11 protein-coding genes, 1 tRNA gene, 1 other RNA gene and 1 pseudogene are annotated in these 14,619 nt (G+C 66.2%); 12 read left to right on the top strand and 2 right to left on the bottom strand.

The window, feature by feature from the left end; translation table 11 throughout:
• Positions 1–39 precede the first annotated feature (39 nt).
• Entirely contained in the window at positions 40–2,883 is a 2,844-nt protein-coding gene (locus ACCQ06_RS08280) for a S8 family serine peptidase (RefSeq protein ID WP_316691660.1), read from the bottom strand.
• Positions 2,884–3,041: 158 nt separating this feature from the next.
• Here ACCQ06_RS08280 and ACCQ06_RS08275 point away from each other — a divergent pair, with 158 nt between their 5' ends.
• The 6 genes from ACCQ06_RS08275 to ACCQ06_RS08250 all read left to right on the top strand — a co-directional run bounded on the left by ACCQ06_RS08275 (position 3,042) and on the right by ACCQ06_RS08250 (position 8,230).
• Complete coding sequence (locus tag ACCQ06_RS08275; RefSeq protein ID WP_316691659.1) at positions 3,042–4,217, top strand: thiolase family protein; 1,176 nt, start codon at positions 3,042–3,044, stop codon at positions 4,215–4,217.
• A gap of 123 nt (positions 4,218–4,340) precedes the next feature.
• Positions 4,341–4,682 (top strand): hypothetical protein, encoded by a 342-nt coding sequence (locus tag ACCQ06_RS08270; RefSeq protein WP_104614059.1) that lies wholly within the window; start codon positions 4,341–4,343, stop codon positions 4,680–4,682.
• A 242-nt stretch (positions 4,683–4,924) separates the two neighbouring features.
• Positions 4,925–5,251, top strand: coding sequence for an XAC1346 family secretion chaperone (locus ACCQ06_RS08265; RefSeq protein WP_316691658.1), 327 nt, complete (start codon positions 4,925–4,927; stop codon positions 5,249–5,251).
• 237 nt (positions 5,252–5,488) lie between these two features.
• A complete protein-coding gene (locus tag ACCQ06_RS08260; protein ID WP_316691657.1) occupies positions 5,489–7,210 on the top strand; it encodes a diguanylate cyclase in 1,722 nt (573 codons plus the stop codon).
• Between the two features lie 97 nt (positions 7,211–7,307).
• A complete protein-coding gene (locus ACCQ06_RS08255; protein ID WP_104614062.1) occupies positions 7,308–7,868 on the top strand; it encodes a bactofilin family protein in 561 nt (186 codons plus the stop codon).
• The gene (locus ACCQ06_RS08250; protein WP_104614063.1) at positions 7,865–8,230 is read left to right on the top strand and encodes a hypothetical protein; all 366 of its coding nucleotides are present in this window, start codon (positions 7,865–7,867) and stop codon (positions 8,228–8,230) included. Before ACCQ06_RS08255 ends, ACCQ06_RS08250 begins: the two co-directional genes overlap by 4 nt.
• A 171-nt stretch (positions 8,231–8,401) precedes the next feature.
• On the opposite strand, the gene ACCQ06_RS08245 is transcribed toward ACCQ06_RS08250, so the two are convergent.
• A non-coding RNA gene (locus tag ACCQ06_RS08245) (sX9 sRNA) lies at positions 8,402–8,478 on the bottom strand.
• A 96-nt stretch (positions 8,479–8,574) separates the two neighbouring features.
• Here ACCQ06_RS08245 and ACCQ06_RS08240 point away from each other — a divergent pair.
• From ACCQ06_RS08240 to pdeM, 6 genes and pseudogenes are all read left to right on the top strand, one after another.
• Positions 8,575–9,591, top strand: a complete 1,017-nt coding sequence (locus ACCQ06_RS08240; RefSeq protein ID WP_316692524.1) for a ligase-associated DNA damage response exonuclease — start codon at positions 8,575–8,577, stop codon at positions 9,589–9,591.
• Complete coding sequence (locus ACCQ06_RS08235) at positions 9,588–9,821, top strand: hypothetical protein (RefSeq protein WP_316691656.1); 234 nt, start codon at positions 9,588–9,590, stop codon at positions 9,819–9,821. Before ACCQ06_RS08240 ends, ACCQ06_RS08235 begins: the two co-directional genes overlap by 4 nt.
• Positions 9,818–11,422: an ATP-dependent DNA ligase gene (locus tag ACCQ06_RS08230; protein WP_316691655.1), complete on the top strand. Its 1,605-nt coding sequence runs from the start codon at positions 9,818–9,820 to the stop codon at positions 11,420–11,422. Before ACCQ06_RS08235 ends, ACCQ06_RS08230 begins: the two co-directional genes overlap by 4 nt.
• A gap of 31 nt (positions 11,423–11,453) precedes the next feature.
• Positions 11,454–11,555: transfer RNA gene (locus ACCQ06_RS08225), tRNA-Pro, on the top strand.
• A pseudogene (locus ACCQ06_RS08220) lies at positions 11,521–13,920 on the top strand (ligase-associated DNA damage response DEXH box helicase); the annotation flags it as partial. The gene ACCQ06_RS08225 and the pseudogene ACCQ06_RS08220, both read left to right, overlap by 35 nt.
• The gene (gene pdeM, locus ACCQ06_RS08215; protein ID WP_228322680.1) at positions 13,910–14,554 is read left to right on the top strand and encodes a ligase-associated DNA damage response endonuclease PdeM; all 645 of its coding nucleotides are present in this window, start codon (positions 13,910–13,912) and stop codon (positions 14,552–14,554) included. The pseudogene ACCQ06_RS08220 and the gene pdeM, both read left to right, overlap by 11 nt.
• Positions 14,555–14,619: the final 65 nt, after the last annotated feature.

Here is a 14,619-nt window from a genome sequence, read left to right as displayed (position 1 = left end):
TGACGCCCGGGCATTGCACCCGGGCGTCATGCACACCGATCAGAAATCGGCGCTGTACTTCAGGCTCACCGCGCGGTCGTCGCCGCGCTCGCCCACGCGTTGGTCGTAGCCGAAACGCAACTGGCTCTGCTGGCCCAACGGCGCCGAGGCCGCAATGCCGAACACACCGCCCGAGCGCGCCGGCTGCATGCCGCGCAGCGGCGCCCATGCCTCCACACCGATGAAGCTGGCATCCAGCATCAACCCCTGGCTGCTCAACGCCTGCTGCCATTCGGCATAACCGCCCAACTGCAGGCCGCGCCAGCGATAGGCCGAACGCATGCCGGCCAGCAGTTGCGTGCGCGAGGACGTGCTTGCATCGGCACGCAGACCGAAACCATCGCCACCGCTTTCGCGGAACCCTTCGCTACGCAAACGCACGTAATCCAGGCCCATGTACGGCGTCAGCGACGCAGTTGCATGGCCCCAGCGATACCCGGTTTCCAGGTTGCCGCTGAGATAGCTGCCGCTGTAATCGCTGAAGGCACTGCTGCGGTCTTCGCCCAACTGCAGGGTGCGCTCGATCTGCCGGTTGACGTTACCGAAGCCCAGCTGGCCCAGCGTGTACGCCGACCCCAGCGTGGTGCCCCAGTACAACTGCGCCTGCACCTGCCGATCGCGGCCGCGTGCGCCATCCAGATCGCCCAGGCTGTTGGAACGTGTTTCGCCGAAAGCAAAGCCGGTGACCGCACCAGACGCCAAACGCAGATCGTTGCCCATCATCCAGCCGGAGGTAGCGAATCCTGCGGTGGTCACCCCACCCTCGCCCGGCCCGCCCAGTGCACGCTGCCAGGTGCCCAGCAGGCGCGGCTGTTGCGACAGACCATCGAAATGCGCCGCCAACGCGCGCCGGCCCAGATCGATGGTGTCGAAGGTCATCGCCGCAGAGGCCGCATGCGCACGTCCAGACAGACTGCGCAGCGAATCCGCTGCGGTTTTGGCATCGGGTGATTGCTGCAACGCCGCCGCGGCACGAATGAAGTCGCCGCTGATGCCACCGTTGCCCTGCAGCTGCTGCGCATCGACCTTCTGAAACGCCTGTTCGACGCGAATTGCCGACTCCATCGATGCCGTGCCGATTGCGCCCAGCGATGCGGCGACGGCCGTGACATCCATGCGCTGCAGCGACACGAACGCGGTGTTGGTGTCGTAGCTCAGAGTGGCGTTGAGGAAGGTCACCGCCGGCCCGCTACTGAGCGTGGCGAAGGTTCCCTGCAAGCCATTGGTCGCCTGCAGCACCGGATAGATCGTGTTGTCGACGACGTAATTGCGCCGGCCAAGCAATTGCAGGTCGCCTGCAATGGTCGCGGTGCCGGCGACATTCACACGGTCGCCGACATTCAGCGCCAAACGGCCGTTGCTGGCCTGGGTGTAGTTGCCGTTGACTGAGAGCACCGCGCTGCCGACCTGCAACGTGCCGGCATTGTCGACGCGGCCGCCGACCCTGCCAGCTCCGACCAGGCTCGCCCCGTTGGCGATCCCCACCCGCGCGCTTTGCAGACTGGCCGTCTGCAAGGTACCGCCCAGCACCTGCGTGTCACCCGTGAAGGTATTGGCGTCGCTGCCCAACACCAACGTGCCTGTGCCACGTTTGGTCAATCCACCGCTACCGCTGATGTCGTTGGCCCAGGTCGACCGTAAGGTATTGACCGTGACATCCACCGTGCCCCAGTCAAACCGCGCCGGCCCCAGTACCGCCTTGCCCACGTTGAGCAGGCCGTAACCGAATGTCGGATCGACGCCGGCCGCGCCCAGATCGGTGGCCGTTCCCAACAACGTCTGTCGGACCAGATCGTTGTTGAAATACGGAAATGCCTGCCACACCAATGCCGCCGCGCCCGAGACCAGCGGCGCGGCGAAGGAGGTGCCGCTGCCATAGAAATAGGTGATGTTGCTGGCGGTTGCATCGGGGTCGATAAATAGCGACGTGCCCGGTGCCACCAGGCAATACCGCATCGCCACGCCGCACGCGTTGGAATACGACGCCAGTTGGGTGGGGTTGGCGGTGTCCAGCGCGCCGACCACTAGCCAGCCGCGCTCCAGGTCTGCCGCCGGAAGCGTGCCGTTCGGACCCACCTGGCTGGGAAGCGCCGCCGTGTCGGACGGCTGCGCCCGCGACTCATTGCCCGAAGCGAACACCACCAGGCCATCGTTACCGATGACAAAGGCGCGATATTCCTGCGCGATCTGATTGGTGACCGTCGGGTCGTTCCAATACAGGCCGCCCCACGAGTTATTCATGATGCGCACACCGGCGCTGATCAGATCGGCATGCACTGGGCCCAGACCGAGCGGCCCGTCGACTTCATTGCCTTGGCCAGTGCCATCGTCCACCGGCGCGCGGTCGCTGATGATGCGCGCAGACACCAGGCCCGCACCGGGCGCAATACCGCCCGGCCATTGCCCCACCGCACGCCCGGCCGCCAGCTCGGCGACAACCGTGCCATGCCCGAGCACATCGCCCACGGCAACGTTGTTGGTGCGCGGGTCGACATAAAGGAAGCTGTCGCTCACACGCCCCTGCAGGGCCGGATGATTGGTATTGATGCCGCTATCGATGACACCGATGCGATAGCCCGCGCCGGTGAAACCCAGCGCCTGCGCGGCACGTGCATTGGTCAACGCCAGATGCGCGTCGATTGCCGGTTCCGGTGTCGGTGCAGTGACCGGCGGTGGAGGCGGCGGTGGTGAGGTGGGCGGCGGCGGCGGCGGCGGCGAGGTCGGTGGCGGTGCCGTCGGCGTGGTCGGACGAATACCGCCTCCGCCACCACCGCCGCCACATGCAGTCAACGCCACAGCCAACGCCGAGGCCAGGACAGTCCTGGCGACGTCTTTCTTCTTCATTCGTGTTCTCCCCGAACCCATTCCATGGATTGGGCCCCATCCCGGGCCCTAGTTCTCATCATATACGGCATCGCTTCGGGTCTGCAGCCGCACGTCAGCTTGCTGGCGCGAATCGGCCATGAGGCAGATAATCGTTTCACTTTAAACGGTATCCGCTCATGTCCGACATTGTCATCGTTGCTGCCAAACGCACTGCCATCGGCTCGTTTCTCGGTCAATTCAACGGGGTGCCGGCGCCGACGCTCGCCGCTGCCGCCATCGAAGGCGCGCTGGCGCAATCGGGAATCGCACCGGCCGACGTGTCCGAGGTCATCGTCGGTTGCGTGTTGCCGGCCAATCTTGGCCAGGCGCCGGCGCGCCAGGCGGCCATCGCTGCAGGTATCCCGACATCCACCGGCGCCACCACCATCAACAAGGTGTGCGGCTCGGGCATGAAGGCGATCATGTTCGGACACGACCTGATCAAGGCCGGCTCGGCCAGCATCGTGGTGGCCGGCGGCATGGAGTCGATGAGCAATGCCCCGCACCTGTTGCCCAATTCGCGCACCGGCAATCGCTATGGCAATTTTCAGGCGGTGGACCACATGGCGTGGGATGGCTTGACCAATCCATACGATGGACAGGCGATGGGCGTGTTCGGCGAAGCCACCGCAGAAAAGTTCGGCTTCAGCCGTGCCGATCAGGATGCCTTCGCCATCGCCTCGGTCGAGCGCGCGCAGGCTGCGCAGCGCAGCGGCGCCTTTGCCGATGAAATCGTTCCGGTGACCGTGGCCACGCGCAAGGGCGAGCTTGTTGTCGACAGCGATGAGCAGCCGGGCAAATCCGACATCGCAAAGATCCCGACCCTGAAGCCGGCCTTCAAGAAAGATGGCACTGTCACCGCAGCCAGCTCGTCGAGCATTTCCGACGGTGCGGCAATCACGGTGCTGATGAGCGCCGACGATGCGCAGCGCCGTGGCGTGACGCCGCTGGCGCGCATCGTCGGCCACGTCACCCATTCGCAGGCACCGGAATGGTTCACCACCGCACCGGTGTCGGCGATCCAGGCGTTGGTCGGCAAAATCGGCTGGCAATTGGACGAGGTGGACCTGTTCGAAATCAACGAAGCCTTCGCTGTTGTGGCGATGACACCGATCAAGGAACTGGGCATTGCGCACGAGAAGGTCAACGTGCATGGCGGTGCCTGCGCACTGGGTCATCCGATCGGCGCATCCGGTGCGCGCTTGGTAGTGACATTGGTGAATGCGTTGCGCACGCGCGGCGGCAAGCGCGGAATCGCGACGCTATGCATCGGTGGCGGTGAAGCGACAGCCATCGCTATCGAATTGATTTGATTGCCATTAACAGCGAATTTGCAAAGCTGAATGCGCATGCGCTTGACACTAGTCTTCGGGCCGTCATCATGTCGGGGGCGCGCAATAGCGCGTTGCCTAATCTAATCGACGAGGATTGAAACAATGACCATCAACAAGCTGCTGATCGCAATGGCTCTGGGCCTGGCCCTGACCGCTTGCTCGAAGCCGGAACAGGCTCAGGACGCTGCTGCTTCGGCTAACGAAGCTGCAACCGACGCTCAGACCGCTGCTGACCAGGCTGCTGCCTCGGGCTCGCAGTCGGCTGACGCCGCTCAGGCCGCTGCCAACACCGCCGCTGCTTCGGCCGACACCGCTGCTGACGCTGCCCAGGCTGCTTCCGGCGCCGCGACCGACGCTGCTGCCGACCAGGCTGCTGACGCTGCCAAGACGGCTGAAAACACCGCCGAAGCTGCTAAGGACACCGCCGAAGAAGCCAAGAAGTAATCACTTCTTAGCTCCAAGCGAGTTCGGAAAAAGCCGCTGGTTTCCAGCGGCTTTTTCTTTGCCTGCGATTTGACGCGCCGTTTGCGCACAAAGATGGATGCGCCGCGCCGGTGCGATTCAGACACGTGGCTTGTCCCAGGCAAGCCTGCCCCACGCAGGTAGCGGGCCGCACCTTGACGCAGAGTGCATCGGCTCCTGCATAAGCTCCGCTCTCCAACACCGGAACAGGAACAGGACCACTCATGAAGACGATCCGCATGCTGTCGTTGAGCGCTATCGCCGCCCTCACCCTCGCCGCCTGTCAAGGCCCTGATGCCGAGCAGGCCCGTCGCGATACCGCGTCCGCCGCCAAGCACGCTGCCGCTGCCACCGAGCAGGCCGCCGACCGCGCCGCAGTACAGGCCAAGGCCGCCACCGCCGATGCACGCGTAGCCGCACGCGAGATGGCAGCCGACGCCAGTCGCGCGACCGCCAACGCTGCCGATGCTACCGCCGACAAGACCCGCGAGATGGCCAACAAAGCTGAGCAGAATGCCGACAAGCACGACGCCGAGCATCCGCAGCACTAAGAACGACGAAAAACCCGCTGCGCTCGCCGGCAGGTGAGCGCAGCCCATCGCAAGAGTGGCGTTGCCCTATGCGCTTGGGTGCTAGAGGGCCGGCCAGTCAGCTGCAGCTTGCAATGCCCGTCAGCCGCTCTGAGCCGTGCATGTGCTGCGTCCACGCACAGACAATTTCGTGCTGGCGCACACGTCTTGCGTGGAGATTGATCTCGTCTTGTCGAGCCCGGCACGCTAGCATTCGGCATGCCCACCTCCTTTACATCGCGGCGCCGCAATCAGATGGCGCTGGTCTTCTCTGCGCTGATCTTTATCGCCATCGGCATCGGCATCTTTGTCGGCGCGCGCCGCTCGCTCGCCGATGCGGCGCTGGTCTCGCATACGCATGAAGTGATCGGGCGGGTCGACGAGATCCAGGCACGCTTGCTGGATGCCGAGTCGGCGCAACGTGGCTTCCTGCTCACCGGCAACGAGGCCTACTTACTGGATTACCAGACCAGTGTGGAACGCCTGCCGATCTTATTGAGCAATCTGCGCAGGTTGATTGTCGACAATCCTGCGCAAGAGCAGCAGCTGGATCAACTGCAAACCCTGGTGGAGACGCGGCTGCGGCAAATCCAGCACACGCTGGATGTCTATGCACAGGGCGGCCTGGAACCGGCACGCGCCGGCATCCGGCAAAGCGCGTTCCGCACCACCAGCGCCATCCGCGAGCAGGCGCTGACGATGGTGCAACGCGAGCAGGAACTGCTGGCGCTGCGCGCCGAAAGCAGCCGGCAAAGCGCCACCTTGTTGCTGACGCTGGCACTGGCCGGCATCCCGTTCGGGCTGCTGGTAGTCGGCGGTGTCTATGCGCTGCTGATGCACGAACTGCGGCATCGCGCACAGGCCGAACGCCTTGCCGCAAATGCCAATCGCGAGCTGGGCGATAGCGTCGGTGCATTGCAGCGCAGTGCCGCCGATCTCACTCTGCTCAGCCGCTATACCGGCCTGCTGCAAAGCTGCATCAGCGCCGAAGAAGCGTTGGTGGTGACCAGCCGTACCCTGGCCAGCCTGCTGCCGGGCATTGCCGGCAGCGTGTACCTGCTGCGCGCCTCGCAGGATCGCGCCGAGGCGATCAGCCACTGGGGCGAGCCGCTGGTACAAAGCGCACCGCATCTGTTGCCGGAAGAATGCTGGGCATTGCGCCGCGGCCAGCCGCACATCATCGAAGACCTCGCGCGGGATGCGCCGTGCGCGCATATCGATACGCCGGACACCCAGGCACCGATCACCACCGCGTGCCTGCCGATGTCGGCGCAGGGCACACAGCTGGGCTTTCTGTTTCTGTCCTCGCCTGGTCCGGGTCCGATGCCGCGCCTGGAAATCGCCGAGGCAGCGGCAGAGCAATTGTCGTTGGCGTTGAGCAATCTGCGCCTGCGCGAGTCGCTACGCCGCCAGTCGATCCGCGATGCGCTGACCGGACTGTACAACCGCCGCTATCTGGAAGAGTCGCTGAGTCACGAGCTGGCGCGTTGCGCGCGGCGCGGCCTGCCGTTGTCGGTGCTGATGCTGGACGTGGACCACTTCAAGCAATTCAACGATAGCCAGGGCCATGCCGGTGGCGACCTGCTGCTGGCGGCGGTCGGCGACCTGTTGTTGACCCGGTTGCGCGCCGAGGACGTGGCTTGCCGCTATGGCGGCGAAGAATTCACCGTGATCCTGCCTGAGGCCGATGGCGAGGAAGCCGTGCGCGTGGCCGAGGAGATCCGCGGCCATATCGCTGCGCTGGCGGTCAGCGATGGCCAGCGCGCATTGCCGCGCGTCACCGCCTCGATCGGCGTGGCCAGCTTTCCGGCCGATGGCGAGCTTGGCGCGAGCCTGATCCAGAAAGCCGACGCAGCGCTGTACGCAGCCAAGCATCGCGGGCGTAACCGGGTCGAGCGTCATGGCGGTGACGCACCGCTCGGGACCGACGTCGGGGCTTGAGCAGGCACGTTGTCGATCCCGGATTGTGCACTTCGTCACACAAAAGATCGATTGACGCAGCGATAGTCGGCCTTGACCCCCGAAGCGAGGCAATCCGATGTCGATGTGGCGCGATCAAGGTCCCAACAAGAAAGACGGCGTTCCCGCAGCGCCGGATGCTCCTGCCGCCGATGGGCGGCTGTTCAATGCCGACGCCAGCCCTGCCCCGCCGGTACCGGCGGCCACCGCCACGCCCAGCGTCGTCCCCACCGCCGCGCCGCCGCAGCGCCAGAGCGAGGCCAAGGAATCGCTGATCGCCGCCGACATCAGCATCGAAGGCAAGATCGAAGGTGCCGGCCACGTGCGCCTGGCCGGCCGCTTCAAGGGCGACGTCAACGTCAAGGGCGATCTGACCATCGAACGCGGCGCCAAGCTCAATGGCGGCGTGCGTGCCAACAAGGTCATCATCGCCGGCGAGCTGGAAGGCAATATCGAATCGGCGGCACAGGTGGAACTGCAGACCTCCGGCGTGCTGGTGGGAGACGTCAAGGCCGGTAGCCTCACCGTGGCCTCGGGCGCCCGTATGCGCGGCCAGGCCGACTTCGGCTGGGGCGAAGACACCGGCAAGCCGGCAAGCGCCAGCAAGGCGACTGTTGGCGGCGATAACGACGCCACATGAGTGCACCCCGCCCGGGCACGCCCGGAGCCACGCGCAGCTGTCCGCATTGCAAGGCGACGATCCTGGAAAGCGCCATTATCTGCCCTGCCTGCAAGCACCATCTGCGCTTCGACTCGGCGGCTGCGCAACACGCGCAGCCGGCGCCCATCGTGCCGTTGAAGGTCGACGGCACCATCCGTCATCCCGCCGACGGCGATCCGTGGGAATACACCGTGGTGGTGGTGGTGCGTAACGGCAAGGGCGAGGAGATTCGCCGCCACGTGGTCGATGTGGGCGCGATGCACGCTGGCGAAGAACGCGGATTTACGCTGGCTGTGGAAGCAAGCGCGGTGCGCGGATCGGGGCGGCGAACACGGCATTAGCGCGCTGGGTGCGGCATCGCCGCTGTGGAATCAGACTGGCGCAGCGGCAGCGCAGTTTTCGCAACGCCAGTGACGCTGAGCACAACAGCGTCCCTGGTAAAACCGCGTATCGCTTCGCCATTGCGCGCCGACGCAGGCCGACGATCGGCATCGCACTCCAAAGCTTGCAGCGGCTAACAACACCTAGCGAGCAGTCGCCGGGCGAGTGTAGGCGGCGCACTCAGCACCGGAGCGTACGCGCGGTGAATGTCGATTCCGACCACACGCCGCAGCCGCATGGTCGCACCGATGCGCGCCATTCCCATTCTCAGGATCTGCACACCGGCTTGGCCAGAGTTGCGGGCATGCGCAACGGCAACGACACGAACACACGCGGCGATCTGGTGGTGCTTGGCCCCGAGGGGCTGTATTGCCCGCAGGGCGACTTTCATATCGACCCCTGGCGACCGGTGCCGCGTGCGGTGATCACGCATGGCCACGGCGATCACGCGCGTGGCGGCATAGGCGAATACCACTGCACGCGCGACAGTCTGCCGATCCTGCAATGGCGGCTCGGCGAGCAGGTCTATCACACGCATGCCAATGGCGAAGCATTTACGTTGGGACACGCGCGCGTGTCGCTGCATCCGGCCGGACATGTGCTGGGCTCGGCGCAGGTGCGTATCGAAGTGGATGGCGAGGTCTGGGTGGCATCCGGCGATTACAAGCGCCAGCACGACCCCACCTGCACGCCGTTCGAAGTGGTGCCGTGCGACACCTTCATCACCGAAGCGACCTTTGGCCTGCCGGTGTATCGCTGGCCGGAGACATCCGATGTGGCGGCCGATATCGTCGCCTGGCGGCGCGAATGCGCCGAGCGCGGCGAGGCCGCTATTCTGTATTGCTACGCCTTGGGCAAGGCGCAGCGGGTGCTGGCCGAATTGCGCGCCTGGGACACGCAGCCCGCGCTGTTGCACGGTGCGATTGCGGCCGGGGTGGAGGTGTATCGCCAAGCCGGCATCGCGATGCTGGACACCCAACCGGTCAGCGAGCATGCGCGCGGTGCCGACTATGCCGGCCAACTGGTGCTGGCGCCGCCGTCGGCGGCGGGCAGCCCCTGGATCCGCCGCTTCCGGCATGCGCAACAGGGATTCGCCTCGGGCTGGATGCGCATTCGCGGCAATCGGCGTCGGCGCAATTACGACCGCGGCTTTGTGGTGTCCGATCACGCGGACTGGCCGGATCTGCTGCGCACCATCGAAGACACCGGTGCGCGCCGGGTGATCGCCACCCACGGCAATACCGATGCGTTGATCCAGCACCTGCGCGAGCGCGGCGTTGCGGCGGAAGCCTTCCGCACCGATTTTGGAGCCGAGGAATGAACCCGCCCCCCGTCTGCAGCGATGCGCGCGCGCGTTCGCGTCTGCGCTTGAGTGGCGCACTGGCGTTTGGCCGACACGCATTGGTCTGTCGCGTGCATCGCAGCGCGCCGGCCGCGTCAATCGGCCCACTCCGCCTGCGGCGCCGCGTGCGCATGTCAGGCGCATGTACTCGCCGTGCGCTGGAGCTGCGCGTTGGAGCTGCCGACACAACGCCCCAGGCGCTGCCGTGAAGCGTTTTGCCGCGTTGTACCGCACCCTCGACCGTAGTACCGGCACGCTCGACAAGCGCGCTGCGCTGGTGGCGTATTTTCGCCAAGCGCCAGCGCTGGACGCGGCCTGGGCGCTGTATCTGCTGGCCGGCGGCAAGGTCGCCGGCGCACGCATGCGCATCGCCAGCAGCGGCGAGCTGCGCGAGTGGATCACCGACACCGCCGGCATTGCCGATTGGTTGGTCGCCGACAGCTACGACCATGTCGGCGATCTGGCCGAAACGCTGGCGTTGTTGCTGGACGACCCGATCATCGAAGCACCGGATCTGCCGCTGGCGGAATGGATCGAACAGCGCTTGCTGCCGGTCGCCAACCAGGACGTTGCGCTGCGCAAGGCATGCATCGTGCAGGCCTGGCGCAGCCTGGCCTTCGATGAGCGGCTGGTGTTCAACAAACTGTTGACCGGCGCATTGCGCGTGGGCGTTTCGCAGCGGCTAGTGCAACAAGCGCTGGCCGAACTATCGGGCGTGGACATCGCACGCATCGCCCAGCGCATGCTCGGTAATTGGCGACCGCACCCGACCTATCTTGCCGATTTGCTGACCAGCGAAGAACTGCCGGGCGATCGTCAGCAGCCCTATCCGTTCTTTCTCGCCTCGCCGCTCGACGCCGAGGTCGACACACTGGGCGCCATTGACGACTGGCTGCTGGAATGGAAATGGGACGGCATCCGCCTGCAGCTGATCCGGCGCGCCGGCGACGCGGCGCTGTGGTCGCGCGGCGAAGAACGCCTGGATGGCCGTTTCCCGGAAATCGAACACGCCGCAATGCAGTTGCCCGACGGCACGGTCATCGACGGCGAGCTGCTGGCCTGGCAACCCGAGCAACCGGTGCCGATGCCGTTCACCGCCTTGCAGACGCGCATCCAGCGGCTCAAGCCCGGCCCCAAGACATTGGCGGCCGCGCCCGCGCGCGTGGTGGCCTACGACTTGCTCGAACTGGACGGCGTGGATCTGCGCGAGCGCCCGTTGCACGCGCGGCGTGCGCTGCTGGAGGGCGTGCTCACCGCGCTCGACGATCCGCGCATCGTCGCCTCACCACGGGTGCAAGCCGGCGATTGGCACGCCGCCGCACAGCTGCGCGTACAAGCACGCGAACGCGGCGTGGAAGGGCTGATGCTCAAGCGCGCCAACTCGGTGTATCAGGCCGGCCGCCGACGTGGCGACTGGTGGAAATGGAAGATCGACCCGCTCACTATCGATGCAGTGCTGCTGTATGCGCAGGCCGGCCATGGCCGCCGCAGCACGCTGTATACCGACTACACCTTCGGGCTGTGGCACGAGGGGCAACTGGTGCCGATCGCCAAGGCGTATTCGGGGCTGGACGACAAGGAGATTTTGCAACTGGACCGCTGGATTCGCGCCAACACTACCGAGCGTTTCGGTCCGGTGCGCGCGGTCAGCCCGCAGCATGTATTCGAGCTGGGTTTTGAAGCGGTCAACCGCAGCGCGCGGCACAAATCCGGCATTGCGGTACGGTTTCCGCGCATCCTGCGCTGGCGGCACGACAAGCCGTTTGCCGAGGCCGATCACCTGAGCACTCTGCAGGCATTGGCGCGGTGACGGCGACGCAGCAGGCACGCGGCACGCCATTGCAGCAGTGGCGCGACTGGTTCGCGCAGCGCGGCTGGGCACCGTTGCCGTTTCAACGCGATCTATGGAAGCGCTATCTCGCTGGCGAATCCGGCTTGCTGCATACGCCGACCGGGAGCGGCAAGACGCTGGCAGCATTCGGCGGCCCATTACTGGACGCATTGGCCGCGCGTGGCCACACGCTGCCGGTCACATCGGCCAAGCCTGCCGCTGCCGCACGCCGACAGCAACAACGCAACTTGCAGGTGCTGTGGATCACGCCCTTGCGTGCGCTGGCCGCCGACACCGCACGCGCACTGCGCGAACCGGTGGACGCGCTGGGACTGGAGTGGCAGGTGGGTTTGCGCACCGGCGATGCCAGCGCGCGCGACAAGCGGCTGGCACGCAGCGGCAAGCTAGATGTCTTGGTCACCACCCCCGAATCGCTGGCCTTGTTGCTGTCGTATCCGGACACCGCAGCGCAGCTGTCCGCGCTGCGCTGCGTGATCGTCGACGAGTGGCACGAACTGCTCGGCAACAAGCGTGGTGTGCTGCTGCAGCTGTGTCTGGCGCGCCTGCGCGGCTGGGCGCCTGCGCTGCGCATCTGGGGCCTGTCGGCCACGCTGGGCAATCTGGCGCAGGCACGCGATGTGCTGCTGCCGCATCGCCCCGATGCGGCGCTGGTGTCGGGGGTCAAACCGCGCGCCATGACGCTGGAAACGCTGTTACCCGACAGCGGCGAACGCTTTCCGTGGGCGGGCCATCTGGGTCTGGCGCAGTTGGCGCGCGTGCTGCAAAAAGTCATGCAGCAGCGCACCAGCCTGGTCTTCACCAATACGCGCGCACAGGCCGAGTTGTGGCACCAAGCGTTGAGTGCGGTATGGCCGGACGATCTCGCCACGCTTGCGCTGCATCATGGCTCGCTGGACCCCAGTCTGCGCGCCGCCGCCGAACAGGGGCTGCGCGACGGCAGCCTGCGTTGCGTGGTCGCCACTTCCAGTCTGGATCTGGGCGTGGATTTCCCGGCGGTGGATCAAGTGCTGCAAGTCGGCAGTCCCAAGGGCATCGCGCGCCTGCTGCAACGCGCCGGCCGCGCGCGTCACCGTCCCGGCGAATCCGGGCATGTGGTGTGCGTGCCCTCGCACGCCTTGGAACTGGTCGAATACGCCGCGGCACGTCGCGCCATCAACCACGGCCATATCGAAGCGCGGCCGCCACCGCGTTTGTCGCTGGATGTGCTGGCCCAGCACTGCGTCACCCTCGCCCTGGGCGGCGGCTTCGATGCCGCTGCATTGTTCGAGCAAGTGCGCGGCACCGATGCCTTCGCTGCGCTGGACATACCCACCTGGAACGCAGTGCTCGACTTCATCGTGCAGGGCGGCAGCGCATTGGCGCATTACCCGGATTTCCACAAGGTGGTGCGCGACGAGAACGGCGTGTATCGCGTCACCGACCGCCGCGTCGCGCTGCGGCATCGCCTGTCCATCGGCACCATCACCAGCGATGGCAGCGTGCGCGTGCAGTTCCTGCGTGGCGGCCGACTCGGTGCGGTGGAAGAACAATTCGTCGGCCGCCTGCGCCGCGGCGATCGCTTTCAATTTGCCGGACGTTTGCTGGAACTGGTGCGTCTGGAAGACATGACCGCCTACGTGCGTGTGGCCAAGGGCGGCAGCGGTGTGGTGCCCAAATGGATGGGCGGGCGCATGCCGTTGTCGTCGGCATTGGGCCGCGAAGTGGAAGCGCTGTTCGCCGCGCCCGGCGATGCGCCTGAAATGCAGGCGCTGGCCCCGCTGCTGCACTTGCAGGCATCGCTCTCGGCGCTGCCCGGCCCGGATCACCTGCTGGTAGAAAGCATCAAGGCGCGCGATGGCCGGCACGTGTTCGTGTATCCATTCGCCGGACGGCAGGTCAACGAAGGGCTAGCCGCGCTGCTTGCCGCGCGCTGGGGCCGACGTCAGCGCAATACCTTCAGCTTCGCTGCCAACGACTACGGCTTTGTGCTCTCGCCCGCGCAGGATGTGGAGATCAACGCCGACGTGCTGCGCGCCTTGCTGTCGCCGGCCGGGTTGTTGGACGATCTGCGCGACAGTCTCAACCTGGGCGAGCTGGCACGCCGGCAGTTTCGCGAGATCGCGCGCGTGGCCGGGTTGCTGTCGCCGTCCCTGCCCGGCCGTGCACCACGCAGCCTGCGGCAGCTGCAGGCCTCCAGCGGACTGCTTTACGACGTGTTGCAGCGCTTCGATCCGGAGCATCTGTTGCTGGCCCAGGCCGAGCGCGAAGTCTTTGAAGGCCAACTCGAACTGGCACGCCTGGCGCATGCATTGGAGGACTGCGCACGCCGCGACCTGCGCCTGTGCACGCCACGCAGCCTCACCCCGTTGTCGTTCCCGCTGTGGGCCGAACGCATGCGTGGTCAATTGAGTACCGAGGACTGGAAGGCGCGTGTGTTGCGCGCCGCCGAGCAACTGGAGCGCAAGCATGGGCGATAGCGTGCAGCTGCAGTTGGCCGGCGAAACGGTGGAACTGCTCGGCGAACGTGCCTTGTATCGACCAGCGCAGCGCGCCTTGCTGATCGCCGACCTGCATCTGGGCAAGGCCGATGTATTCCGGCGCGCCGGTATCGGCCTGCCCGCAGGCGGCACCGCGCACGATCTCGAGCGCCTGGACGCACTGCTTGCGCAGCGCCAGGTCGAGGCATTGTGGATACTCGGCGACCTGTTGCATGGTCCTGCCCCGCGCGCGGCCTGGCATCGCCGTTGGAGCGCATGGCGCGAGCAGCATGCCGACCTGCGCGTGATTGCCATCCGCGGCAACCACGACCGCGCCGTGGCCGGTGCGGATCTGCAGATCGAAGCGGCCGACGAACAGGTCGAAGACGGGCCGTTCGTGCTGCGCCACGATCCGTTGTCGCATCCCACCGGCCACGTGCTGTGCGGGCATCTGCATCCGTTGGCGGCCCTGCCGGGCCTGTCGCGGCGCTGGCCGGCGTTCTGGTTGCGCGAACGGCTCACCATCCTGCCGGCGTTCTCGCATTTCACCGCTGGCGTGGTACCGACACTGCTCGAAGGCGAGCGCCTGGTGGCCTGTGTGGAGGGCGATGCGGTGGCCTTGCCGGTGCGTTAGCCGCTGCGCTGCTGTGAGCGGCCAGCAAAAGGACTGCGCACTGCCAGGCGGGCGCGGCGGGCGCT

This window comes from Xanthomonas sp. NCPPB 4467 (genome assembly GCF_041475665.2).
Taxonomy (GTDB): Bacteria; Pseudomonadota; Gammaproteobacteria; order Xanthomonadales; family Xanthomonadaceae; genus Xanthomonas; species Xanthomonas dyei.
Note: the sequence above shows the minus strand (reverse complement) of the source record. Positions and strands in the feature narration are given on the sequence as shown.

What these genes read in the sequence shown, in the direction of transcription:
- ACCQ06_RS08280 (WP_316691660.1), bottom strand. Translation starts at nt 2,883, where the DNA reads ATGAAGAAGAAAGACGTCGCCAGGACTGTCCTGGCCTCGGCGTTGGCT.
- ACCQ06_RS08275 (WP_316691659.1), top strand. Translation starts at nt 3,042, where the DNA reads ATGTCCGACATTGTCATCGTTGCTGCCAAACGCACTGCCATCGGCTCG.
- ACCQ06_RS08270 (WP_104614059.1), top strand. Translation starts at nt 4,341, where the DNA reads ATGACCATCAACAAGCTGCTGATCGCAATGGCTCTGGGCCTGGCCCTG.
- ACCQ06_RS08265 (WP_316691658.1), top strand. Translation starts at nt 4,925, where the DNA reads ATGAAGACGATCCGCATGCTGTCGTTGAGCGCTATCGCCGCCCTCACC.
- ACCQ06_RS08260 (WP_316691657.1), top strand. Translation starts at nt 5,489, where the DNA reads ATGCCCACCTCCTTTACATCGCGGCGCCGCAATCAGATGGCGCTGGTC.
- ACCQ06_RS08255 (WP_104614062.1), top strand. Translation starts at nt 7,308, where the DNA reads ATGTCGATGTGGCGCGATCAAGGTCCCAACAAGAAAGACGGCGTTCCC.
- ACCQ06_RS08250 (WP_104614063.1), top strand. Translation starts at nt 7,865, where the DNA reads ATGAGTGCACCCCGCCCGGGCACGCCCGGAGCCACGCGCAGCTGTCCG.
- ACCQ06_RS08240 (WP_316692524.1), top strand. Translation starts at nt 8,575, where the DNA reads ATGCGCAACGGCAACGACACGAACACACGCGGCGATCTGGTGGTGCTT.
- ACCQ06_RS08235 (WP_316691656.1), top strand. Translation starts at nt 9,588, where the DNA reads ATGAACCCGCCCCCCGTCTGCAGCGATGCGCGCGCGCGTTCGCGTCTG.
- pdeM (WP_228322680.1), top strand. Translation starts at nt 13,910, where the DNA reads ATGGGCGATAGCGTGCAGCTGCAGTTGGCCGGCGAAACGGTGGAACTG.